Origin of the sequence: Pararoseomonas baculiformis, assembly GCF_017813395.1 — a bacterium.
In the GTDB taxonomy this organism is placed as follows: domain Bacteria; phylum Pseudomonadota; class Alphaproteobacteria; order Acetobacterales; family Acetobacteraceae; genus Roseomonas; species Roseomonas baculiformis.
Genome location: NZ_JAGIZB010000006.1, coordinates 84,936 through 107,774 on the forward strand (window position 1 = coordinate 84,936; position 22,839 = coordinate 107,774).

Annotated in this window: 23 protein-coding genes; 17 read left to right on the forward strand and 6 right to left on the reverse strand. The window is 70.3% G+C overall.

What is annotated here, in order from left to right; genetic code table 11:
- The first annotated feature begins 16 nt into the window (after nucleotides 1–16).
- The 3 genes from J8J14_RS07760 to J8J14_RS07770 all read left to right on the forward strand — a co-directional run bounded on the left by J8J14_RS07760 (nucleotide 17) and on the right by J8J14_RS07770 (nucleotide 3,223).
- Nucleotides 17–925 (forward strand): SDR family oxidoreductase, encoded by a 909-nt coding sequence (locus tag J8J14_RS07760; protein ID WP_209378905.1) that lies wholly within the window; start codon nucleotides 17–19, stop codon nucleotides 923–925.
- Nucleotides 926–1,017: 92 nt separating this feature from the next.
- The gene (locus tag J8J14_RS07765) at nucleotides 1,018–2,241 is read left to right on the forward strand and encodes an ABC transporter substrate-binding protein (protein ID WP_209378906.1); all 1,224 of its coding nucleotides are present in this window, start codon (nucleotides 1,018–1,020) and stop codon (nucleotides 2,239–2,241) included.
- Between the two features lie 277 nt (nucleotides 2,242–2,518).
- Complete coding sequence (locus J8J14_RS07770; protein WP_209378907.1) at nucleotides 2,519–3,223, forward strand: PEP-CTERM sorting domain-containing protein; 705 nt, start codon at nucleotides 2,519–2,521, stop codon at nucleotides 3,221–3,223.
- Nucleotides 3,224–3,323: 100 nt separating this feature from the next.
- On the opposite strand, the gene J8J14_RS07775 is transcribed toward J8J14_RS07770, so the two are convergent.
- From J8J14_RS07775 to J8J14_RS07790, 4 genes are all read right to left on the reverse strand, one after another.
- A complete protein-coding gene (locus J8J14_RS07775; RefSeq protein WP_245215549.1) occupies nucleotides 3,324–4,325 on the reverse strand; it encodes a Bug family tripartite tricarboxylate transporter substrate binding protein in 1,002 nt (333 codons plus the stop codon).
- A gap of 94 nt (nucleotides 4,326–4,419) precedes the next feature.
- Nucleotides 4,420–5,226, reverse strand: a complete 807-nt coding sequence (locus tag J8J14_RS07780; protein WP_245215552.1) for an IclR family transcriptional regulator — start codon at nucleotides 5,224–5,226, stop codon at nucleotides 4,420–4,422.
- A gap of 75 nt (nucleotides 5,227–5,301) precedes the next feature.
- Nucleotides 5,302–6,393, reverse strand: coding sequence for an adenosine deaminase (add, locus tag J8J14_RS07785; protein WP_209378909.1), 1,092 nt, complete (start codon nucleotides 6,391–6,393; stop codon nucleotides 5,302–5,304).
- Nucleotides 6,393–7,970, reverse strand: coding sequence for an ABC transporter substrate-binding protein (locus J8J14_RS07790; RefSeq protein WP_209378910.1), 1,578 nt, complete (start codon nucleotides 7,968–7,970; stop codon nucleotides 6,393–6,395). Before J8J14_RS07790 ends, add begins: the two co-directional genes overlap by 1 nt.
- A gap of 96 nt (nucleotides 7,971–8,066) precedes the next feature.
- On the opposite strand from J8J14_RS07790, the gene J8J14_RS07795 reads away from it, so the two are divergent.
- From J8J14_RS07795 to J8J14_RS07810, 4 genes are read left to right on the forward strand one after another with little or no spacing between them, the layout of a single operon-like run.
- Nucleotides 8,067–9,494: a lactate utilization protein B gene (locus J8J14_RS07795; RefSeq protein ID WP_209378911.1), complete on the forward strand. Its 1,428-nt coding sequence runs from the start codon at nucleotides 8,067–8,069 to the stop codon at nucleotides 9,492–9,494.
- Complete coding sequence (locus J8J14_RS07800; protein WP_209378912.1) at nucleotides 9,491–10,282, forward strand: LutC/YkgG family protein; 792 nt, start codon at nucleotides 9,491–9,493, stop codon at nucleotides 10,280–10,282. Before J8J14_RS07795 ends, J8J14_RS07800 begins: the two co-directional genes overlap by 4 nt.
- Complete coding sequence (locus tag J8J14_RS07805; RefSeq protein WP_209378913.1) at nucleotides 10,282–10,815, forward strand: Smr/MutS family protein; 534 nt, start codon at nucleotides 10,282–10,284, stop codon at nucleotides 10,813–10,815. The genes J8J14_RS07800 and J8J14_RS07805 overlap by 1 nt, the downstream gene beginning before the upstream one ends.
- A 1-nt stretch (nucleotide 10,816) precedes the next feature.
- Entirely contained in the window at nucleotides 10,817–11,167 is a 351-nt protein-coding gene (locus tag J8J14_RS07810) for a helix-turn-helix domain-containing protein (RefSeq protein WP_209378914.1), read from the forward strand.
- Nucleotides 11,168–11,255: 88 nt separating this feature from the next.
- Here the strand turns inward: J8J14_RS07810 and J8J14_RS07815 are convergent, their stop codons facing one another.
- Nucleotides 11,256–12,908 carry a Na/Pi cotransporter family protein gene (locus J8J14_RS07815; protein ID WP_209378915.1) on the reverse strand — a complete coding sequence of 551 codons (1,653 nt, stop codon included), beginning with the start codon at nucleotides 12,906–12,908 and terminating at the stop codon, nucleotides 11,256–11,258.
- Nucleotides 12,909–13,071: 163 nt separating this feature from the next.
- Between J8J14_RS07815 and J8J14_RS07820 the strand changes: the two genes are divergently transcribed.
- From J8J14_RS07820 to J8J14_RS07865, 10 genes are all read left to right on the forward strand, one after another.
- Complete coding sequence (locus J8J14_RS07820) at nucleotides 13,072–14,055, forward strand: dihydrodipicolinate synthase family protein (RefSeq protein ID WP_209378916.1); 984 nt, start codon at nucleotides 13,072–13,074, stop codon at nucleotides 14,053–14,055.
- Nucleotides 14,056–14,060: 5 nt separating this feature from the next.
- Entirely contained in the window at nucleotides 14,061–14,597 is a 537-nt protein-coding gene (locus J8J14_RS07825) for a 3-hydroxyanthranilate 3,4-dioxygenase (protein ID WP_209378917.1), read from the forward strand.
- Entirely contained in the window at nucleotides 14,594–15,448 is an 855-nt protein-coding gene (locus J8J14_RS07830) for an alpha/beta fold hydrolase (protein WP_209378918.1), read from the forward strand. The genes J8J14_RS07825 and J8J14_RS07830 overlap by 4 nt, the downstream gene beginning before the upstream one ends.
- 135 nt (nucleotides 15,449–15,583) lie before the next feature.
- Nucleotides 15,584–16,552: a Bug family tripartite tricarboxylate transporter substrate binding protein gene (locus J8J14_RS07835; RefSeq protein ID WP_209378919.1), complete on the forward strand. Its 969-nt coding sequence runs from the start codon at nucleotides 15,584–15,586 to the stop codon at nucleotides 16,550–16,552.
- 47 nt (nucleotides 16,553–16,599) lie between these two features.
- On the forward strand, nucleotides 16,600–17,787 hold the full coding sequence (locus J8J14_RS07840; RefSeq protein WP_209378920.1) for an ABC transporter substrate-binding protein: 1,188 nt from the start codon (nucleotides 16,600–16,602) through the stop codon (nucleotides 17,785–17,787).
- Nucleotides 17,788–17,797: 10 nt separating this feature from the next.
- On the forward strand, nucleotides 17,798–18,712 hold the full coding sequence (locus tag J8J14_RS07845) for a branched-chain amino acid ABC transporter permease (protein WP_209378921.1): 915 nt from the start codon (nucleotides 17,798–17,800) through the stop codon (nucleotides 18,710–18,712).
- A complete protein-coding gene (locus J8J14_RS07850) occupies nucleotides 18,705–19,781 on the forward strand; it encodes a branched-chain amino acid ABC transporter permease (protein WP_209378922.1) in 1,077 nt (358 codons plus the stop codon). The genes J8J14_RS07845 and J8J14_RS07850 overlap by 8 nt, the downstream gene beginning before the upstream one ends.
- On the forward strand, nucleotides 19,774–20,532 hold the full coding sequence (locus tag J8J14_RS07855) for an ABC transporter ATP-binding protein (protein ID WP_209378923.1): 759 nt from the start codon (nucleotides 19,774–19,776) through the stop codon (nucleotides 20,530–20,532). The genes J8J14_RS07850 and J8J14_RS07855 overlap by 8 nt, the downstream gene beginning before the upstream one ends.
- The gene (locus J8J14_RS07860; RefSeq protein WP_209378924.1) at nucleotides 20,532–21,233 is read left to right on the forward strand and encodes an ABC transporter ATP-binding protein; all 702 of its coding nucleotides are present in this window, start codon (nucleotides 20,532–20,534) and stop codon (nucleotides 21,231–21,233) included. Before J8J14_RS07855 ends, J8J14_RS07860 begins: the two co-directional genes overlap by 1 nt.
- Entirely contained in the window at nucleotides 21,230–22,087 is an 858-nt protein-coding gene (locus J8J14_RS07865; RefSeq protein WP_342452412.1) for an alpha/beta hydrolase, read from the forward strand. The genes J8J14_RS07860 and J8J14_RS07865 overlap by 4 nt, the downstream gene beginning before the upstream one ends.
- On the opposite strand, the gene J8J14_RS07870 is transcribed toward J8J14_RS07865, so the two are convergent.
- Entirely contained in the window at nucleotides 22,084–22,713 is a 630-nt protein-coding gene (locus J8J14_RS07870) for a hypothetical protein (protein ID WP_209378925.1), read from the reverse strand. The two genes, J8J14_RS07865 and J8J14_RS07870, sit on opposite strands and share 4 nt — an antisense overlap.
- Between the last annotated feature and the right edge of the window lie 126 nt (nucleotides 22,714–22,839).

Consider the following 22,839-nt stretch of genomic DNA (forward strand, 5'->3'; position numbering starts at 1 on the left):
GAACCGAAGAATGCCCATGTTGGAAGGCAAGGTCGCGATCGTCACCGGCGCCGGTGGCGGGATCGGGCGGGAGATCGCGCTGGCCATGGCGCTGGCCGGCGCGAAGGTGGTGGTGAACGACATCGGTGCCTCGCTCACCGGCATTGGCGAGCAATCCGCCACGCCGGGGGAGCAGACCAAGGCGATCATCGAGCAGCGCGGCGGCCAGGCGGTGACCAACACCGACAGCGTGGCCGACTGGGAAAGCGCGAAGCGGATCGTGGCCAGCGCCATGGATGCCTTCGGGCGCGTGGACATCGTGGTGAACAACGCGGGCATTCTGCGGGACCAGATCTTCCACAAGATGACGCCGGAGGAGTGGCGCGCGGTCATCGACGTGCATCTGAACGGCAGCTTCTACGTCTCCCGCGCCGCGGCCGAGCCGTTCCGGGCCCAGGGTTCGGGTGCCTTCGTGCACATGACCTCCACCTCGGGCCTGATCGGTAATTTCGGGCAGGCGAACTACTCGGCGGCGAAGCTGGGGATCGTGGCGCTGTCCAAGTCCATCGCGCTGGACATGCAGCGCTTCGGCGTTCGTTCCAACTGCATCGCGCCCTTCGCCTGGAGCCGCATGACGAGCTCCATCCCGGCCGAGACGCCGGAGCAGAAGGAGCGCGTGGAGAAGCTGAAGCGGATGACGCCGGAGAAGAACGCGCCGCTGGCCGTTTTCCTGGCGAGCGATGCGGCGAAGGACGTGACCGGGCAGGTCTTCGCGGCGCGCAACAACGAGATCTTCCTCTTCAGCCAGCCACGGCCGATCCGCAGCAGCCATCGCAGCGAGGGCTGGACGCCGGAGCTGATCGCCGAGCACGCCATGCCGGCTCTGCGCGGGCAGTTCCTGCCCCTGGACCGCAGCCCGGACGTGTTCTCCTGGGATCCGGTCTAGCCTGCCGGCCGCCGCCGGGTCTTCCGGCGGCGCCGCGTGAAAAGCCGGGACCAACCGGCGCGACGCCACCACGCATGAGGGAGACGACGGGAATGATCCATCGCAGGCAACTTCTCGCGGGCGCGGCGGTGGTCCCGCTGGCCGGCCGCGCCGCAAGGGCGCAGGCGCAGCCCATACGGCTTGGGGTGCTGGGGGATTTCTCCGGTCCCTACCGGCATCTTTCCGGCCCCACCGCCGTGGCCTGCGTGCGGCAGGCGGTGGAGGATTCCGGTCTTCTCCAGCGCGGCATCGCGGTGGAGGTGGTGCAGGCGGACCACCAGCAGAAGGCGGATGTGGGCCTGACCGTCGCGCGCGAATGGTTCGACAGGGGCGGGGTGGACGTGGTGCTGGAGGTGAACAACTCCTCCATCGCGCTGGCCCTGAACGGGCTGGTGCGGGAGCGGGACAAGATCCACCTGAACACCGGTGCCGCCACATCGGAGCTGACCGCGAAGGCCTGCAGCCCCAACACGATCCACTGGACCTACGACACCTACATGCTCGCCCGTTCCTCGGGCGTGGCGACGGTGCGGGCGGGGGCGGATACCTTCTTCATCATCGCCGCCGACATGGCCTTCGGCCATTCGATGGAGCGCGACGTCACGAAATTCGTGGAGGCGGAAGGCGGCAAGGTGGTTGGCACGGTGCGCCACCCCTTCCCCGGCACGACGGATTTCTCCTCCTACCTCGTGCAGGCGCAGCGCAGCCGCGCGAAGGTTGTGGCCTTCGCCAATGCGGGCGCGGACCTGATCAACTGCGTGAAGCAGGCGCATGAGTTCGGCCTGGTGTCCCGCGGGCAGAAGCTGCTGGGCACCATCGGCTTCATCAACGACGTGAAGTCGCTGGGACTGGAGACGACGAAGGGCCTGCTGCTGACCGAGTGCTTCTACTGGGACCTGAATGATCGCACCCGCGCCTTCACGCGGCGCGTGCTGCCGAAGACGCCGGACAACTACCCGAACCAGACCCATGCCGGGAATTATTCGGCGGTGACGCACTACCTGAAGGCGGTGGCGGAGATCGGCCCCGCCCGCGCCAAGGAATCCGGGCGCGCGGTGCTGGAGGTGATGCGCCGCATGCCGACGGATGACGATGCCTTCGGCGCCGGCAGCATCCGCATCGATGGCCGGCACCTGCATGACGTGCATCTCTTTGAAGCCAAGGCGCCCGCCGAGAGCAGCGGGCCCTGGGACCTTCTGAAGCTTGTGAAGACCACGCCGGCGGCCGAGGCCTTCCGCCCCCTCTCGGAAGGCGGGTGCCCGCTCGTGCCGGCCTGATGGCTCCGGGGGAGAGAAGGGATTCTCTCCCCCGGGCCTGTCGGAACCCCGACGGCATCACCTGGAGCCTGGCGATCGGGACGGGCCCGCCTACAGCGCTGGCAAGGGCGCGGCGGATAGATCGTCGTGAAATACTTTACAGGTCACGGCTGCCAGGCTGGAAGTACGGCCGGCAAGTATTTGAACATTCTACTCCGCCAGAACTGGTCCTGAATTTGCACCGGTGAGTCTTTCTGGAGCGGCGCGGGTCGGCGCGGCTGCGAGGGGGACGACAGGAATGACGCTTTCAACCGGGCGGGTGCTCAAATCCGGCCTCGCCTTTTGTCTGGCAGCCTGCATGGCGTTGGGGAGTGGCGCGGCCATGCCGGCCGACGCGGCCGTGATCGTGAACTGGACGCAGGTGGGGCCGACGATGGGTCCCAGCGGAGGGCCACATCCCGGCAACCTCACCTTCTCCGCACAGATGGTGGTGCGGGACGATGTCTGGGACAGAGGCTTCAACTTCACCCTGAACAGCGGCAGCAACACCTGGCCCGACCAGGTTTCGGCACCGGACGGGATGGAAGCCTTCGGCATTCGCTTTGTCACCGACTACGGGTCTGGCCCGCGGGTCGTCTGGGACTACGACCTGGAGGATATCCTGCAGATTCGCCACCCCGACGGTGGCTTTGCGGCTGCGATCAGCATCGGGCGCGGGGGCAGTGGTACCTTCGCCAGCCTGTTCGGCGGGTTCTACCTGAACAACCAGGAAAACGACGTGCAGGTCGACATCGGCCCGTTTGTTGGCCTCGGCGTGCAGGGATACAACCTGCTGGCCCATTCCGATGGTCCACTAGGCTGCTTTGAGTCACCCTGGTGCGAGTCCAGCGGCATCGTGACGGTGACCCGGGTGGATACGACTGCTGTGCCGGAGCCCGCCAGTGCTGCGCTCCTGTGCATGGGTCTCCTGGGACTTGCCGGGGTGCGGCGCCGGTTCACCTGACGGGGAGCGGGCCTGCCGGGTTCGGTCCGATCTCCGCGCCGGGAGGTCATCCGGTACCAGGGGCTTCGCCAGCCTCCGGTACCGTTCGACAGCCCGTTTTCTAGCCGATGTCCAGCTGCAGCCCCTCGCGCCGGACCACATTGCCCCATTTCTCGGTCTCGGCCCGGACGAAGGCGGCGTATTCGGCCGGGGTGCCATAGGCGGGCACGCCGCCCATTTCCGCGAAGCGCTGCCTGGTGGCGGGCAGTTCCAGCAACGCCTTGATCTCCCCGTTCAGCGTGGTGACCACCGGTTCCGGCGCGCCGCCGGGCAGGAAGGCGCCGAACCAGGTGCTCACGTCGTAGTTCGCGAGTTCCGGCATGGTTTCCCGCAATGCGGGAAGCTCAGGGATCTGGGCGTTGCGGTCCGCGCTGGTAACGGCGAGGGCGCGCACCTTGCCGCCGCGGATCTGTTCGACCGCGGTGGTCAGGTTATCGACCGAGAATTCCACATCCCCGGCGATCAGCCCCAGCATCGCGGGGCCGGCGCCACGGAAATGCACGGCGGTGGCCTGGGTGCCGGTGAGCTGCTGGAACCAGACATTGGCGAGATGCCCGGACTGGCCGGGGCCTGAGGTGGCGTAGTTCAGGCGCCCCTGCTTCTCCTTCAGGTACTGCACGAATTCCGGCACGGTCCGCGCGGGGACGGAAGGGTGCACCATCAGGGCGTTCGGCCCGCGGATCATGTTCGAGACCGGCGTCAGCTGTTCCGGCCGGTAGGGCAGGTTGCGGAACAGCGAGTAGGCGATGGCCTGCGGGCCGATATTGCCGACGAGGATCGTGTGCCCATCCGGCCGGGCGCGCACCACCTCCGCCGTGCCGATGGTGCCGCCGGCGCCGGAGCGGTTCTCCACCACGGCGGGCTGGCCCAGGCGTTCCTGCAGGAAGGCGGCGAGAAGGCGGCCCATGATATCGGTGGTGCCGGCCGCCGCCGCGGGCACGACGATCCGAATGGTCTGGGTGGGCCGCCAGGCGCCCTGGGCACGCAGCAGGCCCGGCATCGCCAGGCCGCCCAGGGCCAGCGCGCCAGCCCGCAGCCCCGTGCGGCGGTCGAACCTCTTCATGATCGCTTCTCCCTCCTGGCCGGCCTTGTCCGGCCGGTTCACATCGGGCGATCCTGCTTCAGCCCGCGCGCGATGTCATTCCTAATCAGGAATGCTATTCTCCATTTTGAATGCCGCCTGGACGCGGGAAGAGGGTCTTTTCCATGAGGCTGGCGAGGTCGCGCAGTTCCTCGCCGAGCAGGGGGAAGATGGCGGCTTCATGCTGGGCCGCGATGGTGATGCCGCTGAGGCCGAAGCGCGGCTGGCCGGAGGCATCCTTCACGATGGAGGCGATGGTGACCACGCCGCGGTAGAGCTGGCCGTCATCCATGCTCCAGCCCGCCGCGCCTGCCACCTGCACCTCGGCGCGATAGGCCTCGAAGCTGGGCGGGGATTGCCAGCGCAGCGCGGCGAAGCGGCGGCGCAGCTCGTCCTCGGGCAGGTCCAGCGCGGCGGCGATGCAGCGGCCCACGGCGCCGATGAGCATGGGCAGGCGGATGCCGACCGACATCTCCACACGGACGCCGAGCGGGTTGTGGGCGCGGTCCGCGAGGACGATGTGGCCATCCTCCGTCACGCGCCATAGGACGATCAGCATCCCGTATTTCAGCGCCAGCCGCTTCAGCTCCGGCCGGAGCAGTTCGGCATGGCTGATGCCGAGGAAGCCGGCCGCCAGCTCCGCCACGCCCAGCCCCAGGGCATAGGTCTTGTCGTCCTCGTGGAAGGAGACGAAGCGGGCGCGGGAGAGGGTGCGGAGGATGTTGAAGCAGGTGCTGACGCTGACACCCGTGCCGCGGGAGATGGCCGCCACGCCCAGCGGCGCGGGCGCGGTGGCGATGTAGCGCAGGATCGCCACGGCATGGACGACGGCGCCGACGTCGCGCTGCCCATTCGCCTCGCGTTCCCGAGGAGACGAAGGCATGCCCATTCAACTTCCTGATCCGCCGTGTCTTCCCGAACTCTAGCCCAGCGCCGGAGGCGCGCAAGCGGCGCGCCGTCAGCCCCAGTCCGGGCGCGGCCGCTCGATCGCGAGATCCAGCTTGCGGTCCGAGGGATCGAGCGCGGGTACCAGCGCGTCCAGCGCGGCCTGGAATTCCGCCCGCAGCGCCGACTTCCGGCTCTCCGGCAGCCAGCAGGCCTCCACCCCGGCAAGGCTGAGCCTGCGCGCCTCGGCGATGCCCCAGCCCGTGTGGTTGAACACCTGGCGCCAGGAATGGCCGATGGTGGTGGCGAACATGGTGGGGTCGTCCGTGCCCAGCACGATGTTCAGCCCCGCCTCGAACATGCGCCGGATGCGGTCCAGCCGCGGGATGCGGTTCGGCAGGATGGAGGACCAGCAGGCCATGGTGAAGGGCGTGCCCTCCCGCGCCATGCGCGCCACGACCGCGGGGTCGGCGAGCATGTTGTAGCCGTGGTCCAGCCGGTCGCAGCCGAGCGCATCGCGGCAATGGGTGATATGGGCGGGCGGGCCCTCGAACAGGGTCTGGTTGTCCTCGCAGACATGGGCGGTGCGGCGGTAACCGGCGCGGCCCGCGCGGCGCCAGGCTTCCACCCAGACCAGGGGCGGGCCGGCGCGCTCGGCGCCGTCCAGCCCGATGCCCACCACGCGGGGATGCGGGTGGGCCGCCATCCAGTCCAGCATCTCCAGCGCCTCGCTGGGAAGGCAGACGCTGCGGTCGATGCAGGCGATCATCAGGGAGGAAACGCCGAAGTCCCGCTCGGCGCGCTCCAGCCCGGCGGCGAGGCCTTCCATGATCAGCGGATAGGTCGCGCCATTGGGCGTGTAGTAGTGCGGGTTGAAGAAGATCTCGACATGCCGCGCATTGCCGTGGCGGTGCATGTCCTCGATGCACTCATAGGCGACGCGTTCGAAATCCTCCCGCCGCCGCACCGCGAGGGCGCCGAGGCGGAGGACTTCGAGGAAGCCGTAGAAATCCGGCCACTGGTAGAGCGTCTCGGCCGGGCGCGGCAGGCGCACGCCATTGGCCCCTGCGATCTCGTGCAGCGTGGTGGCGCGCATGGCGCCGGCGATGTGGCAATGCAGCTCGACCTTGGGAACAAGGTCGAGCCAGTCGGAGAAGTTGAGCATCAGCGGCCCCGCCGGATGTTCCAGAGGAACATGGCCGGGCCCATCGGCACCTCGGTCAGCTCCGCGCGCCAGGCGGAGGCGGCGACGAACTGGCCGAGCGGCATGTAGAAGCCCGCTTCCGCCGCGTGGCGATGCGCTTCCTCGGCGGCGCGCTTGCGCTCCTCCTCGCTGGTCGCGCCGGCGAAGGCGGCGCGGGCCTGCTGCACGCCCTCGTCCTGCGGCCAGCCCGCGAAGCCGGCGGGGGCGCCGGCGCCGTCCATGTAGGGGTTCTGCAGCGGCGTCTGCATGTCCGGCACGGTGTTGGTGGTGTGGAAGAGGTTCCAGCCCTCCGGGCGCGTGCGGCGGCCGAAGAAGGTGTTCAGGTCCATGCTCTGCAGGTCCACCGTGAAGCCGAGGCGGGTGAGCAGGTCCTGGGTGACGAGGCCGAGGGACGCGATGCCGGGCGCGTCGGCGGGGTGGAGGATGACGACGGGCCTGGAAAGATCCGTGCCGCTCTCCCGCAGCAGGCGCCGCGCGGCCTCCATGTCCGGCTTCAGCGGCATGCCGGCGGTGGTCTCGTAGGGCGTGCCGCAGCCGAGCATGGAGCGGCATTCGCGGCCGTATTCCGGCAGGCCGGCGACGCCGGGCAGGTAGTCGGCCTGGTCCACCGCCATCATCACGGCGCGGCGCACCCGCACGTCGTTGAAGGGTGGCTGCAGGTGGTTGAAGCGCATCAGCCCCTGGTAGCCGAAGGGGGAGACGACCTGCACCTTCACATCCCGGTTGCGGCGGAGGATGGGCAGCACATCGGCGGGCAGGCGTTCCAGGTAATCCACCTCGCCGGTGGAGAGGGCACTGACCTGGGAGGAGACATCGGGCATGGCGATCAGCTCGATGCGATCGAAGGTCGGGCGCTTGGCGCCGCTGGCCCAGGCGGAGGGCTCGGTGCGCGGCCTGTAGCCTTCATGGCGGACGAGGACGATGCGATCGCCAGGGCGGTATTCGGCGGCCACGAACCTGTAGGGGCCGGAACCGATGGGTTCGGTGACCGGACGGTTCGGCGGCGTCTCGGCCAGGCGCTTCGGCATGATCATCGGGACCATCGCGCCGGGCTTGGACAGGGCCTGGAGGACAAGGCCGAAGGGCTGCTTCAGCTTGATGCGGAGCGTGCGCGGATCCGGGGCGTCCAGGGTCTCGGTGGCGCGCAGCATGGTACCGCCCAGCGCATCGCGCGCCCCCCAGCGGCGGAGGCTGGCGACGCAGTCCTCCCCGGTGACGGCGGTGCCGTCATGGAAGGTGAGGCCTTCCCGCAGGGTAAAGCGGTATTCCATCCCGTCTGGGCTCACCTCCCAGCGCTCGGCCATCTGGGGAGTGGGTTCCCACTTGTCGTTCACCGCCAGCAGCGTGTCGTAGACGAGGTAGGAGAAGTCCCGCGTGGTGAAGCTGGTGGTGAAATGCGGGTCCAGGATGGTGGTCAGGGTTTCCGGCACCACGCGCAGCGTGCCGGCGCGGGAGGCGCCCTGGGCGCGGGCCAGGCCGGGGACGAAGGCGGGGGCCGCCAGGAGCGACGAGGCGGCGAGCAGGGAGCGGCGGTGCATCGGGAACTCTCGAATGGTCTGAACGGGGCGCATAGTAAGCAATTCCCGCACCAGGGGGCCATTCCGCCGCAGGGGGTGCCGCGCTAGATAGGGGGCATGGTCGCGCTCACCTCCCCAGACTTCAAGCGTCGCGCCGCCCGGGCCCTTGCGGATCCGGGGCTGCAGAAGGCCCTGAAGCGCGGCGGCTCCGGCTTCCATTCCAAGCGGAGCATGGCCGTCGCCGCCCTGCCGGAGTTCGAGCGGCTGCGGGAGATCGGGCGGGACATCAAGAACCACACGCTCGCGAACCTGGACCACTACCTGGAGGTGTTCGAGCGGAACGTGGTGGCCAATGGCGGCCAGGTGCATTGGTGCCGGGACGCCGCCGAGGCGCGGGCCACCGTGCTGAGGATCTGCCGCGACGCCGATGCGAGGACGGTGACCAAGGGCAAGTCCATGATCTCGGAGGAGATCGGGATCAACGAGCACCTGGAGGCGAACGGGATCACGCCGGTCGAGACAGACCTGGGCGAGTACATCCTGCAGCTGGTGAAGGAGCCGCCTTCCCATATCATCGCGCCCGCCTTCCACCTGAACCGGGAGGATTGGGAGCAGCGCTTCCGCGCGGCGCATACGGACCTGCCGAAAGACCGCGTGTTCAACGAGCGGCGGGACATCATGGTGGAGGCGCGGCAGAAGCTGCGGGAGCGCTTCCTGGCCGCCGATGTCGGCATCACCGGCGCCAATTTCCTGATCGCCGAGACGGGTTCCTCCGTCATCGTCACGAATGAGGGCAATGGCGACCTGACGCAGACGCTGCCGCGCGTGCATATCGCGCTGGCCAGCATCGAGAAGGTGGTGCCCACGCTGGAGGATTGCACATCGCTGCTGCGGCTTCTGGCGCGCAGCGCGACGGGGCAGGATTTCTCGGTCTACACCACCTTCTCCACCGGCATCCGCCGCCAGGCCGACCTGGACGGGCCGGAGGCGTACCATGTGGTGCTGATCGACAATGGCCGCTCCAACATGGTCGGCACCGAGTTCCAGGACATGCTGCGCTGCATCCGCTGCGCGGCCTGCATGAACCACTGCCCCGTCTATGGCGTGACGGGCGGCCATGCCTATGGCTGGGTCTATCCGGGGCCGATGGGAAGCGTGCTGACGCCTTCGCTGGTGGGGGTGGACAAGGCGGGGCACCTTCCCAACGCCTCCACTTTCTGCGGACGTTGCGAGAGCGTGTGCCCGGTGAAGATCCCGCTGCCGAAGATGATGCGGCACTGGCGGGAACGGGAGTTCGAGCGGCACCTGACGCCCCGGACCTTCCGCCGCGGCCTGGGCGTCTGGGCCTGGTTCGCGCGCCGGCCGGGCTGGTATCGCGCCGCGTCCCGCATCGGCATGGGCGCGCTGGCGCTGCTGGGGCGCGGCTCCGGGCGGTTCCGCAGCCTGCCGCTGGCGAAGGGCTGGACCAGGGGGCGCGACCTTCCGGCGCCGGAACCCGGGGGAACCTTCATGGCGCGCTATGCCGCGATGCAGAGGCGCCGATGAGCAGCCGCGACGAGATCCTCGGCGCCATCCGGCGCGGCCTGAAGCGCGGGCCGCTGCCCGCCGACCAGAAGGCGATGCTGGACGGGCGGCTGGCGACGCATCCGCGGCACCTGATCCCCGCGCGGTCCCGCGTTTCCCGGCCGGAGCAGATCGCCCTTTTCGTGCGGAACGTGGAGAAGGAGTTCGGCACGGTGGAGCGCGTGCCGGATGCCGCCTCCGTGCCCGCGGCCGTGGCGGACTACCTGGCCGCGCAGAACCTGGAGCCGCGCTTCGTCATGGCGCCGCATCCGGAGCTGGTGGAGCTGCCCTGGTCCGACCGGCCGATGCTGCAATTCGAGGCGCGGCGCGCACGGGCGGATGACGCGGTTTCGGTCCAGCATGCCTGGGCCGCGGTGGCGGAGACGGGGACTCTGCTGTTCCCCTCCGATCCGTCCCGCCCGACCACGCTGAACCTGCTGCCGGAGACCGAGATCGCGGTGATCCGCGCCTCCGCGATCGTGGGGGCCTATGAGGAAGCCTGGGACCGGTTGCGGGCGGAACGCGGTGGGGCGGAGCCCTCGGGCGGCTTCATGCCGCGCAACATCATGTTCGTGACGGGTCCCTCCCGCTCCGCCGATATCGAGCAGACGCTGGAGCTGGGCGCGCATGGGCCGCGGCGCCTTCATGTGGTGCTGGTGGAGGACGAGCCCGCCGCGCAGACCCTTCTCTCGGAGGTTGCCGATCCGCGCCCCGTCGCGGCGCGGGAACCCGTGGCCAGGCCGGGCGAGATCGCCAACCCGGCGGACTGATGGCCCGCCGCGCCCGCATTGTCTCCTCCGCCGAGAAGGCGCTCTGGCAGGCTTATCTCTCGCTGAACGCGGTGGAGGCGCTGCCGGGGCGCGAGGCACCGCCGCCGCCTCCGCCCGCCGTGCCACCCGAACCGGCCCCGCCGCCCGCCGCAGCGCCCGCGCCGGCACGGCCGAAAGCCCCGCCGGTGATTCCGCCCGTGATGGTGGGCCAACCCGGCGCGGGGATGGACGACAAGCGCTGGCGCGAGCTGCGCCGCGGCAAGACGCGCCCGGAACGCACGCTGGACCTGCATGGGCGCCGTGCCGAGGAAGCCTATGGCGCCACCATCGCCTTCCTGCGCGGCGCCCATGCGGATGGCGTGCGCTGCGTGGCCATCGTCACCGGCAAGGGCAGCGGCGAGGGCGGCATCCTACGCCGGGAATTGCCGCACTGGCTGAACCTGCCCTCCTTACGGCCGCTCATCCTCGGTGCGGCGCATCCGCATCGCGCCAATACGGGCGCCGTGCACCTGTTGTTGCGCCGCCGCCGCTAGCATGACGCCCTTCGGCGCCAGGTTGCGGCAGTGGCGGGAGGTGCGGGGCGTGACCCTGGCCGAGATGGCGGCGGCCATGCAGGTTTCCTCCGCCTATCTCTCCGCGCTGGAGCACGGGCGGCGCGGCGCGCCCTCGGTGGGGCTGGTGCACCAGGTCTGCGAGTATCTCGGACTGATCTGGGACGATGCGGACGAGCTGCGGCGCCTGGCCCAGATCTCGCGGCCGCGCGTCGTGCTGAATACGGGCGGCCTCTCGCCCGAGGCGACGGAGTTGGCCAACCGGCTGGCTGATTCCATCCGCAAGCTGCCGCCGGAGAAGGTGGCGGCGCTGCTGGCAGTGCTGGGGCGGTGATGCGCCTGAGGTCCGTGGCCTCAGGGGACCGGCACGGCCCCCGTGCCGCTGGCTCTCGGGACGGCGCTTCCCCAGGGCTACCCGAACCCTAGGCAGCCGGCGTCGCGCGCAGCCGGCTGACCCGCAGCATGCCCTCGCGTTCCAGCAGCGGATGGGCGATGCCGGCGAGATGGCCGGCGATGCCCTTGAGGTCCCGGGTGACATCGAGGGCGAGCCGCGCGGTTGCGGCCGAGGCTTCGTCGGCGCTGCGGCCGAGGCGGGCGGCGGCGGCTCGTTCGGCCTGCCGCCAGGCCTCCTTCTCCAGCACCAGTTGCCGGGCGGCGCCGAGGTCCTGGCCGATGAAGACGGCCAAGGCCAGACGCAGCTGCGCGATGGCGCGGCTGTGGAGGGCGGCGAGTTCCTCCGCCAGGGCGGGCGGCAGGGCGGTGCCGCGGCGGGCGGCGCGGCTGGCATGCCGGGCCAGGCCGCGTTCCACCATGTCGCCCACATGTTCGAGGATGATGGTGACGTCGCGGATCTGCTCCAGCCGTGCCACCTCCGGGTCGGCCAGGGTTTCGCGCGGAAGGGTGGCGAGATAGGCGTGCACGGCGCGGTGCAAGCCATCCACCACGTCGTCGCGCCGGGCGGTGGCCCTGGCACGGTCCGGATCCCCGCCGCGCAGGGCGGCGGCGGCGTCGCGCAGCATGGCCTCCACCTCGTCGGCGATGCGGAGGACCTCGCGCGTGGCGTTGCTCAGTGCCACGGCGGGGGTGGAGACGGCCTCGGGGTCCAGGTAGCGCGGGGCGGCGGCATCGGCGGCGGCGGGAGGCGCGGGGAGAAGGCGGGTCAGCAACCGCCCGAAGGGGGCGAGGAAGGGCAGCGTCGCCAGGGCGAGGACGAGGTTGAAGGAGAGGTGGGCGTTGGCGACCAGCCGCACCGGGGACGGGTCGATGGCGCGCAGGGCATCGGTGAAGGGGCCGAGCAGGGCCATGGCCAGGGCCGCGCCGGCGATGCGGTTGGCGAGGTTGCCGATGGGCATGCGCTGGCGGGAGAGATCCTGCGCATCGCCGCGGGCCGCGAGCACGGGGGTGATGGCGCTGCCGAGATTGGCGCCCACCACCATGGCCACCGCCGCCTGGGGCCCCAGCACGCCGGCCCCGGCGAGGGAGCCGACCAGCAGCACGGCGGCGACGGAGGAATGCATGGCCCAGGCAAGGAGGGCGGCGGCGATGAGGTTCAGGGCGGGGGCGCCATCCAGCAGGTGCAGCACCTCCCGGAAGGCCGGGGAGGCCTGGAGGGGCGCCATGCTTTCCAGCATGAGGTGCAGGGCGGCCAGCATGAGGCCGAGGCCCATCATGGCGCGCCCGGCTTCGCGCTGGCGGGTGAACGGGCGGCGATAGGCGACCCAGCCCAGCAGGATCAGGGCGGGAAAGACCGCGCGGACGTCGAAGGAGAGAAGCTGCACGATCAGCGCCGTGCCGATATTGGCGCCGAGCATGGCGGCAAGGGCCGGTTCCAGCCCCAGCGTGCCGCGCGCGGCCAGGCCGCCCACCATCAGGGCGGCTGCGGTGCTGCTCTGCAACGCGGCGGTGATGCCGAGGCCGGCGAAGAAGGCGCGGAGCGGGGAGCCCAGGGTCACCGCCACCACCCGGCGGAGTTGGGCACCGAAGCCGCGATCCACCCCGCGTTGCACGAGGTGCAGCCCGAAGAGGAGGAGGGCGGCTTCGCCGGCCAGTTCGAGCAACAGCAGGATCGCGTCCAACGGCACCTCCGGTTCAGCCCCTGATAGTGGCGCGGCGAGGCGCGGGTTGCATCTGGAATGTGGAACCCTGGGCAGAAACCTTGGAAGGCTCCAAGGTTCAGATGGGCTTTCCGGGAGGGCTTCCCTGCCGATAGGCTCCCCGGCCTGAGCGGGAGGCGGTGCGATGAGCGGGAGCTATGACCGGGCCGGGGCGAAGGCATTCGCCCGGGCGCATCTGCGGGGGATCTGGTGCGCGGCGCCGACGCCCTTCCGCGATGACCTCTCCCTGGATGAGGCAGGGTTCCGCGGGAATCTCCGGCACTGGTTCACCGATCTGGGGGTGGACGGGGTCTTCGTCGCCGGGAAGCAGGGCGAGTTCTTCTCCATGTCCGTGGCGGAGCGGAAGCGGACCTTCTCGATCGCCGCCGAGGTGGCGCGGGAGACGGGGAAGCGCACCATCATGTCCTGCTCCGACCAGAACCTGGATACGGTGCTGGAGCTGGCCGCCCATGCCGAGGAATGCGGGGCGGATTTCATCGTGGTGCACGCCCCGGTGCTGCATTTCTTGCATGACCGGGACGAGACGCTGGTGGCGTATTACCGCCACATCAGCGAGCGGACGCGGCTGGGCATCGCGCTCTGGTCGCATCCGGACAGCGGCTACCTGATGAGCCCCGATCTCTGCCTGAAGATCGCGGAGAACCCGAGCGTGGTGGCCATCAAGTACTCCGTGCCGCGCGAGATGTATGCGGAGCTGTCCCGCCGGGCCGGGGATGCGCTGCTGGTCAGCACGGCCAGCGAGGATGAGTGGCTGGACAACATCCTGGAGCTGGGCTGGCGGCTCTATCTCTGCTCCTCGCCCCCCGCGATGCTGCAGACGGCGGCGGATACCCGCATGCGGGAATACACGGATCTCGCCTTCGCCGGGCGGGCGGAGGAGGCGCGGCGGGTCTTCGCGAGCCTGGCGCCGGTGCGGCAGGCCATCCGCTCCACCAGGCCGGGCGGCAAGCCGCAGGCGCACACGAAATACTGGATGGAGCTGCTGGGCCAGGCCGGCGGGCCGGTGCGCCGCCCCATGCTGCCGCTGACCGAGGCCGAGCGCGCCGCCACCCGCGCCGCCTTCGCCGGCTGCGGCCTCAGGCTCCCCGCCCGCCAGGCGGCGGAGTAGCCGCCATGCGCAAGCCCTTCGACTTCAAGGCCTGGATCGCCGAGAACGAGCATCTGCTGAAGCCGCCCGTGGGCAACAAGCTGCTCTTCGAGGATGCGCAGACGGTGGTGCAGATCGTCGGCGGCCCGAACCAGCGCGTGGATTTCCACGATGATCCGGTGGAGGAGTTCTTCTACCAGCTGCGCGGCGACATGGTGCTGAAGGTGCACCTGGATGGCAGGATCCAGGACATTCCGATCCGGGAGGGACAGGTGTTCCTGCTGCCCGCCCATGTGCCGCATTCGCCCCAGCGCCCCCAGCCCGGCTCCGTGGGGCTGGTGGTGGAGGGGAGCCGGCCGGAGGGCGTGAAGGACGCCTTCGAGTGGTACTGTTTCACGTGCAACGGCCGGGTCCACCGCATCGAGCTGGTGGTGAAGGACATCGTGAAGGACCTGCCGCCCCTCTATGCCGAGTTCTATGCCAGCGAGGAGAAGCGGACCTGCCCGCATTGCGGCACGCTGCATCCGGGCAAGACGCCGCCCGAGGGCTGGGCGAGCCTGTGATCCGCCACCCCGACGGCACCGAGGCCCCTCCCCTTCCCGAAACCCGCTTCGCCGAACTGGATGCGGCGGCGCTGGGGCTGGAGCATGGGCGACTTTCCCTCATGGAAGCGGGCGAGGGGCCGGAGACGGTGCTGCTGATGCATGGCATCGGCTCCAACTCCACGGGCTGGCGCTTCATCCTTCCCGCCCTGGCGCGCCGCGCGCGGGTGATCGCCTGGAACGCGCCGGGCTACTGGCTCTCCGCCGATTTTGCCTCGGATGCTCCGGTAGCGGCCGATTACGCGCGCGTGGCTGTCGCGCTGCTGGATGCGCTGGGCGTTTCCCGGGCGCATGTCGTCGGCTCATCCTTCGGTTCCATGATCGGGGCGGTGATGGCGGCGGAGCATCCGGCGCGGGTCGGGCGGCTTGCGCTGCTGGGCTCCTCCCGCGGGCAGCGCTGGAAACCGCAGGCGGAGCGGGACCGCATGCTCGCGATGCGGCGCGACACCATCGCGGCCGGCGGCATGGCCCTGGCGCGGGAGCGGTGGCGGAACCTCGTGGCGCCCGGCACGGCGGAAAGCGTGGGCGAATGGGTGCGCCACACCCTTTCCGCCACCCATGCGAAGGGCCTGCTCCGCTCCGCGCGGGCGAGCGACGTGACCGATACGCTGGATTTCGCGCCCCGCATCGCGGCGCCCACCCTCATCCTGGTGGGGAGCGAGGACCGGGTGAACCCGCCCGATGTCAGCCGCGCCCTGGCGGACGCGATTCCGGGCGCGGCGCTGCAGGTGCAGGAGGGCGTGGGGCATCTGGCGAAGCTGGAGGCGCCGGCGGCCACGCTGGCGGCGCTGGAGCGGCATCTGGGCTGGTGATGATCCCAGCCCCGCGTTTCGCGGTGGCCCGGTAGGGAAAGACGAGAGGATCCGGGAGGGAGGATTGCCTCTCCTTCCCGGTTGCCGCCCTTCCCCCTATGGCCCGGCCTGGAACCTGCATAACCTGTCCCGGCCATGCCAATCCCGAGACGCCTCTTCCTCGCCGCCCCCCTGCTGGCCGCCCCGGCGCTGGCCCAGCCTGCCTGGCCGGATCGCCCCGTGCGGATCGTGGTGCCCTACCCGCCCGGCGGCGGGCTGGATGCGCTGGCGCGGGCCCTGGCGGACCGGCTGACGCCGGTTTGGAAGCAGACCGTCACGGTGGACAACCGCCCGGGCGGCGCGACCATCCCCGGCACGGATGCGGTGGCGAAGGCCCAGCCGGACGGGCATGTGCTGCTGATGACCTCGGACGCCTCGGTCACGGCGAACCCGCATATGCATGCGCGGCTGCCGCATGATCCGATGAGGGACCTGGTTCCCGTTTCCTACCTTCTGGACGTGCACCAGATGGTGCTGGTGCATCCGGGCGTGGCCGTGCGGGACATGGCGGGGCTGGTGTCGGCGGCCCGGGCGCGGCCGGGGGCGCTGAACTACGGCTCCTACGGCCCGGGCAGCCAGCCACATCTTCTGTTCGAGGCGCTGAAGGCGCGCGAGGGGCTGGAGATCACCCAGGTGGCCTATCGCGGGCTGACGCCGGCGGTGCTGGCGACGGTGGCGGGCGAGGTGCAGGGCACGCTGGCGGGCGTGGCCTCGGCACGGGAATTCCTGGCGACGGGGCAGCTGCGCGCCCTGGCCGTGGGGCGGCCCGCCCGCCTGCCGCAACTGCCGGACGTGCCGACGCTGATCGAGGCGGGCTATCCCGAGATCGACCCACGCACCTGGTTCGGACTTTTCGCACCCGCGGGCACGCCGCCCGCGCTGCTGGCGCGCACCCAGCGGGACGTGGCCGCCGCGCTGGAGGAGCCGGTGATCCGCGACCGGCACCTCACGCCCAATGGCTACACGGTGCATGCCGCGACGCCGGAGGCATCGGTGGCGCTGGTGGCTGCGGATTTCGAGGCGAAGCGGGAACTCGTCCGGGTTTCGAAAGCGCGGGTGGACTGACGCGCGAAAACTATTTTAGGCTTCAACAAAACGACACGGAGGCTTCCATGGTTCTGCATCGCCGCGGCCTTTTGGCCTCGGGCGCCGCTCTCGGGCTCGGCGCCGCAACGCTTGCCCGCCCCGCCATCGCGCAGGGCGCGCCGCTGAAGATCGGCATGATCACCTCCCTCTCCGGCCCGGGCAGCTATCTTGGCCAGGACATCCGGGACGGCTTCCTGCTGGCCATGGAGATGGAGGGCGGCACCCTCGGCGGCACCCAGGTGCAGGTCATGGTGGAGGACGACGCGCTGCGCCCGGGCCAGGGCAAGCAGATCGCTGAGCGCTTCATGAAGAACGAGCGCATCAAGCTGCTGACGGGCATCGTCTTCTCCAACGTGCTCGGCGCCGTGGCGCCGGACGTGCTGGATGCGGGCGGCATCTATGTCTCGCCCAATGCCTCGCCCTCCAACCTCGCCGGGCGGGAGTGCCACAAGAACTTTTGGTCCGTGGCCTGGCAGAATGACAGCCTGCATGAGAGCGCGGGGCAGCTGGCCACCAATCTCGGCCAGCGCCGCATGTTCATCCTGGCGCCGAACTACCAGGCCGGGCGCGATGCGATCACCGGCTTCAAGCGGCTCTACAAGGGGCAGGTGGTGGGCGAGGTCTATACCCGCCTGGACCAGACCGACTACGCGGCGGAGATGGCGCAGATCCGCGCCGCCAATCCGGACGGCGTGTACCAGTTCCATCCGGGCGGGCTCGGCATCGCCTTCCTGCGGCAATATGTCCAGGCCGGGCTGCTGGCGAATGTGCCGATGACCCTCGCCTCCCCTTCCATGGACAGCACGACGCTGAACGCGGTGGGCGAGAGCGCGCTGGGCATCAACGTGACCAGCCACTGGAACAGCGACTTCGACAACGCGGCCAGCAAGCGCTTCGTCGAGGCCTTCCAGCGCAAGTACAACCGCATGCCCACCTATTACGGGCAGCAGGGCTATGACACGGCGCTGGCGATCGGCGCCGCGCTGAAGGGCACGGGCGGCAAGGTGGATGACACCGAGGCCTTCTACCGCGCCATGAAGCCTGCGAATTTCCAGAGCACGCGCGGCAAGTTCTCCTTCGGCGCCAACAACCACCCGGTGCAGGACTGGTGGGCGCTGAAGGTGGAGAACGTCAACGGCAAGCCCGCGCTGGTGACGAAGGACAAGGTGCTGACCGACCACGGGGACGCCTACGCGTCCCAGTGCCGCTTCTGAGGAGGGCCGCGTGGCGCTTCTGCTGGAGCAGCTGCTCAACGGCGTCCAGCTTGGCGTCACGCTCTTCCTCCTGGCGGCCGGGCTGACGCTGGTCTTCGGGATCATGGGCGTGATCAACCTCGCCCATGGCTCGCTCTACATGGTCGGGGCCTATGCGGCGGCGGTCACGGCCTCCGCCACCGGCTCCGCCCTGCTTGCCCTGCTGGGGGGGCTTGCGGCCGCCGCGCTCACAGGCATGGCGGTGGAATACCTGGCACTGCGAAGGCTCTATGCGCGCGACCACCTGGACCAGGTTCTCGCCACCTTCGGGCTGATCCTGTTCTTCAACGAGGGCATGGTGCTGCTCTTCGGGCGGCAGCCGCTTTTCGTGAACGTGCCGGATGGGCTGCGCGGTGCGGTGCGCGTGCTGCCCGGGATCGACTATCCCGTCTATCGCCTGCTGATCATCGCGGTGGGGCTGCTGGTGGCGCTGGGCCTTTACCTTCTGATCCAGCGCACGCGGATCGGCATGTTGGTGAGGGCCGGCGCCACGAACCGGGACATGGTGCGGGCGCTCGGGGTGGATGTGCGGCTGCTCTACACGCTGGTCTTCGGGCTGGGCGCGCTGCTGGCGGGGCTGGCGGGGGTGATGGCGGGGCCGATCCTCTCGGTGCAGGTGGGCATGGGGGAGCAGATCCTCATCACCACCTTCGTCGTGGTGGTGATCGGCGGCATCGGATCGGTGCGGGGCGCGCTGTTCGGCGCGATCCTGGTGGGCGTCGTGGACACGCTGCTGCGCGCCTATGTGCCGGGGCTGCTGCGGCAGGTGATGGCGGGGCCGGATGCGGATGCGCTGGGGGCGGGGCTCGCCTCGATGGGGGTTTATCTGCTGATGGCGCTGGTGCTGCTGGTGAAGCCGCGCGGGCTGTTTCCCGCCCATGCATAGGCTCTGGCGCGACGAACGGTTCTGGGCCGTGCTGCTGCTGGCGCTGGCCGCGCTGGTGCCGGTGGTGGCGCCCCTGCTGGGCAGCCCGGCCACGGTGGGCCTGGCCACGCGCATCGCGATCTACGCGATCGCCGCCTCCTCGCTGAACCTCATCCTCGGCCAGGGCGGGCTCGTCTCCTTCGGGCATGCGGCCTATTTCGGGCTGGGCGGCTATGCGGTGGGCATCCTCTATGCCCATTACGCCTCGGGCGAGCCCTTCCTCGGCCTCATCCCCGGTTCGAACGACCTGCTCGTGACCATGCCGGTGGCCATCCTGGCGGGCGGCATCGGGGCGGCCATCATCGGCGCGCTGTCGCTGCGCACGGCCGGGGTGCAGTTCATCATGATCACCCTCGCCTTCGCGCAGATGCTCTACTTCCTCTTCGTCTCGCTGAAGGCCTATGGCGGGGATGATGGCCTTGCCATCCGCCGCGTGGTGCCGGTGCTGGGCATGAACCTGCGCGATCCGGCGACGCTCTACTGGATCGCGCTCGGGCTTCTGGCGCTCTGGCTCTTCCTGATGGACCGCATCGGGCGGTCCCGCTTCGGGCGCATCCTCGCCGGGGTGCGGCAGGGGGAGCGGCGCATGGCGGCGATCGGGGTGCGGACCTATCCCTACAAGCTCGCCGCCTTCACCATCGCGGGCATGGGCGCGGCCATGGCGGGCGCGCTGATGGTGAACTACCTGCGCTTCGTCTCGCCGGACATGATGCACTGGACCAAGTCCGGCGAGCTGATGGTGATGGTGATCCTGGGCGGGCTGGGCACGCTGCTCGGCCCGGTGGTCGGGGCGGCGGCGCTTGTTTCGCTGGAATACACGCTCTCCGGACTGACGGAGCACTGGCAGTTCATCCTCGGCCCGATCCTGCTGCTTGTGGTGCTGTTCGCGCGGGGCGGCATCCTTGGCGGGCTGCGGCGGCTGGCGGGGCGGCCCAGGCAGCACCAGGCGCAGCCGCTTCCACCCGAGGAACTTCCATCCGGGGAACTTCCACCCGGCGATCCCGTGGCGGAGCGTGCGGCCCATGGCTGAACCGGTTCTCTCCGTCCAGCACCTGGTGAAGCGCTTCGGCGGGCTGACGGCGACCGACGACCTCTCGATCGAGGTGATGCCGGGCGAGTTGCACGCGCTGATCGGGCCGAATGGCGCGGGCAAGACCACCGCCATCGGCCAGATCATGGGCGAGATCACGCCCGATGCGGGCCGCATCCTCTTCCTGGGCGAGGATGTGACGCGGCTTTCCACCCCGGCCCGCGTGCGCCGCGGCCTGTCCCGCAGCTTCCAGATCACGCAGCTGCTGGAGGACGACACGGCGGAGGACAATGTGGCCCTGGCCGTGCAGGCCCGCGCCGGCCATTCCTTCCGCTTCTGGCGCGATGCCTTCGGCGATGCGCGGCTGCGCGGGCCGGCGCGGGCCGCGCTGGAAGGGGTGGGGCTGCCCCCCGCGCGCTGGAGCCTGCCGGTGGCCGATCTCTCGCACGGGGAGCGCAAGCAGCTGGAGCTGGCCGTGGCGCTGGCCTCCGGGCCGCGCATGCTGCTTCTGGACGAGCCCATGGCCGGGCTGGGCGCCAGCGAATCCCTGCGCATGACCGAGGTTCTGCGCGGGCTGAAGGGGCGCATCCCCATGCTGCTGGTGGAGCATGACATGGATGCGGTGTTCAGCCTGGCCGACCGCATCTCCGTGCTGGTTTATGGCCATTGCATCGCTTCCGGCACGCCCGATGAGATCCGGCAGGACCCCGCGGTGCGCGCCGCCTATCTCTCCGAGGAGGAGCGCGTCTGATGCTGCTCGTGGAAGGGCTGCGCGCGGGCTATGGCGGCGCGGAGGTTCTGTTCGACGTGAACCTGCGTATCGGCAGGGGGGAGGTGGTGACGCTGCTCGGCCGCAACGGCATGGGCAAGACCACCACGGTGCGCGCCATCATGGGGCTGAACCCGCCGCGCGGCGGGCGGGTGGAGTTCCGGGGCGCCGTCGTCTCCGGCCTGCCGCCCGAGGGCGTGGCACGGCGGGGAATCGGGCTGGTGCCGGAGGGGCGGCAGGTCTTCCCGACGCTGACCGTGCGCGAGAACCTCGTCGCGACCGCCGCGGACCGGGAGAAGGCGGCGCATCCCTGGACGCTGGAGCGGGTCTTCGCCCTGTTCCCCCGGTTGAAGGAGCGTGCGGGGCAATCGGCCCGCACCCTTTCGGGCGGCGAGCAGCAGATGCTCGCGATCGGCCGCGCGCTGATGACCAACCCGCATCTGCTGATCCTGGACGAGGCGACGGAGGGGCTGGCGCCCGTGATCCGCGCCGAGATCTGGGCGACCCTGGCCGCGCTGAAGGCGGAGGGGCAGGCGATCCTGCTGATCGACAAGACCCTGGCCGCGCTGCGGCGCCTGGCGGACCGGCACACCGTGCTGGAGAAGGGCCGCACGGTCTGGGAAGGCACGGGCGCGGAGCTGGACCGCGAGCATGAGCGCGTCCGCGCCTGGATCGGCGTGTGAGCCTGTATCGCGGCATGGATGCGGCAGTGCTCGACCGCGAGTACAATGCCCGCGCCACCACGCCGGATGTGCTGGAGATCCTGGCGGAATACCGGGCGCGCACGGATGCGGCGAAGGCGGTGCTGCCCTGGTCCACCCATGCCTATGGGCCGGGCGAGCCGGAGCGGCTGGATGTCTATCCCGCCGCCTCGGGCCCCGCGCCGGTGCTGGTCTTCATCCATGGCGGCTATTGGCGCGCGCTGGACGCGGCGGATTCCGGTTCCATGGCGCCCGGCTTCGTGGCGGCGGGGGCATGCGTGGTGTCGGTGAACTACAGCCTGGCCCCGGCGGCGGGGCTGGACCGGATCGTGGATGAATGCCGCCGTGCCCTGGCCTGGGTGCATGGGAACATCGCGCGCTTCGGCGGCGACCCGTCCCGCATCCATGTGGCCGGCAGCAGCGCGGGCGGGCATCTGGCCGCGATGCTGATGGCGCCGGGATGGCAGGCGGGGATGGGGCTACCGGCGCGGCCCATCGCGGGGGCGACGCTGCTCTCCGGGCTGTTCGACCTCACGCCCATCCCGCACACGCATATCAATGGCTGGATGTCGCTGGATGCCGAGGGTGCGGCGCGGAACAGCCCAGCCCTGCTTCCCCTGCCCTCCGGCCTGCCGGTGGTGCTGGCCCATGGCGACACCGAGACGGCCGAGTTCAAGCGGCAGACGGTGGATTTCGCCGCCGCGCTGCGCGGCGCGGGCTGCGCGGCGGATCTGGTGCCGCCCCGGCCCGGATCGAACCATTTCGACCTGGTGTTCGACTTCGGCGAGCCGGGGAACCCGCTCTTCGAGGCGACGCGGCGGGCGATGGGGCTCTAGGACGGGTCCTCGCGCCCTGTGCTGGGCAGCCATCCCTGCTCGGTCCTGGTGAAGAGGCTTTCCAGCTCCGGCACGGGATGGGTGGCCACCGCCTGGACCACGCGCTCGATCAGCACCTGCAGGGCGACGCAGCGGTCGCCCCATTCCGTGAGCTCCTCCGGGCTGGAGGGCACTTCGGCCCGGCTGAGGCCGGTGCGGGAAGGCTTGAGCCGGGTGACGGAGAAGACGGCCAGGCCGTTCCCGGGTTCGCCGCACCAGCCCACCTCCCAGGTGCCGTGCAGCAGGCTGTTCCGGGTCTGCTGGATCGCGTCGAAGGCGCCGGCGATCTGGTTCATCACGGAAAGAATGTCCTGGCCCTGCTGCTTCGGGTAGCCGAACGCCTCATCGGTCGCGATCTGCCCCACCACCGCCCGGAACACCTGGAACAGCGGCGCCGCCGTCATGACGCTGCTGTGGAAGGCGATGCTGACCAGCTTCTCGGAGCGGCGGTTGGAGGCGAGCAGCCCGATCGTCGCGGTGCGGACCAGGTTCACCGTGTCCTCGAACACCGTGACGAAGCGGCCGAGGGCCGCGTATTGCTCCGCCATCTCGGGGCTGCATGGCTGGTCGAGGACGCCCTCGCTCATGGCTTCTTCCGTGATCACCGGTTGAATGAGCAGAACACCGGGCCCGCGCTTTGGTCGCATGCCCCGCGTGCGCGGCGGCGGCCCCATCTGGACAAGGCGCGCCGCGCGTCGCATGGGGCACCCCGT

Excerpts from the sequence above, each read along its gene's own strand:
- J8J14_RS07760 (WP_209378905.1), top strand. The coding sequence starts at position 17 with ATGTTGGAAGGCAAGGTCGCGATCGTCACCGGCGCCGGTGGCGGGATC.
- J8J14_RS07765 (WP_209378906.1), top strand. The coding sequence starts at position 1,018 with ATGATCCATCGCAGGCAACTTCTCGCGGGCGCGGCGGTGGTCCCGCTG.
- J8J14_RS07770 (WP_209378907.1), top strand. The coding sequence starts at position 2,519 with ATGACGCTTTCAACCGGGCGGGTGCTCAAATCCGGCCTCGCCTTTTGT.
- J8J14_RS07775 (WP_245215549.1), bottom strand. The coding sequence starts at position 4,325 with ATGAAGAGGTTCGACCGCCGCACGGGGCTGCGGGCTGGCGCGCTGGCC.
- J8J14_RS07780 (WP_245215552.1), bottom strand. The coding sequence starts at position 5,226 with ATGCCTTCGTCTCCTCGGGAACGCGAGGCGAATGGGCAGCGCGACGTC.
- add (WP_209378909.1), bottom strand. The coding sequence starts at position 6,393 with ATGCTCAACTTCTCCGACTGGCTCGACCTTGTTCCCAAGGTCGAGCTG.
- J8J14_RS07790 (WP_209378910.1), bottom strand. The coding sequence starts at position 7,970 with ATGCACCGCCGCTCCCTGCTCGCCGCCTCGTCGCTCCTGGCGGCCCCC.
- J8J14_RS07795 (WP_209378911.1), top strand. The coding sequence starts at position 8,067 with ATGGTCGCGCTCACCTCCCCAGACTTCAAGCGTCGCGCCGCCCGGGCC.
- J8J14_RS07800 (WP_209378912.1), top strand. The coding sequence starts at position 9,491 with ATGAGCAGCCGCGACGAGATCCTCGGCGCCATCCGGCGCGGCCTGAAG.
- J8J14_RS07805 (WP_209378913.1), top strand. The coding sequence starts at position 10,282 with ATGGCCCGCCGCGCCCGCATTGTCTCCTCCGCCGAGAAGGCGCTCTGG.
- J8J14_RS07810 (WP_209378914.1), top strand. The coding sequence starts at position 10,817 with ATGACGCCCTTCGGCGCCAGGTTGCGGCAGTGGCGGGAGGTGCGGGGC.
- J8J14_RS07820 (WP_209378916.1), top strand. The coding sequence starts at position 13,072 with ATGAGCGGGAGCTATGACCGGGCCGGGGCGAAGGCATTCGCCCGGGCG.
- J8J14_RS07825 (WP_209378917.1), top strand. The coding sequence starts at position 14,061 with ATGCGCAAGCCCTTCGACTTCAAGGCCTGGATCGCCGAGAACGAGCAT.
- J8J14_RS07835 (WP_209378919.1), top strand. The coding sequence starts at position 15,584 with ATGCCAATCCCGAGACGCCTCTTCCTCGCCGCCCCCCTGCTGGCCGCC.
- J8J14_RS07840 (WP_209378920.1), top strand. The coding sequence starts at position 16,600 with ATGGTTCTGCATCGCCGCGGCCTTTTGGCCTCGGGCGCCGCTCTCGGG.
- J8J14_RS07850 (WP_209378922.1), top strand. The coding sequence starts at position 18,705 with ATGCATAGGCTCTGGCGCGACGAACGGTTCTGGGCCGTGCTGCTGCTG.
- J8J14_RS07855 (WP_209378923.1), top strand. The coding sequence starts at position 19,774 with ATGGCTGAACCGGTTCTCTCCGTCCAGCACCTGGTGAAGCGCTTCGGC.
- J8J14_RS07860 (WP_209378924.1), top strand. The coding sequence starts at position 20,532 with ATGCTGCTCGTGGAAGGGCTGCGCGCGGGCTATGGCGGCGCGGAGGTT.
- J8J14_RS07870 (WP_209378925.1), bottom strand. The coding sequence starts at position 22,713 with ATGAGCGAGGGCGTCCTCGACCAGCCATGCAGCCCCGAGATGGCGGAG.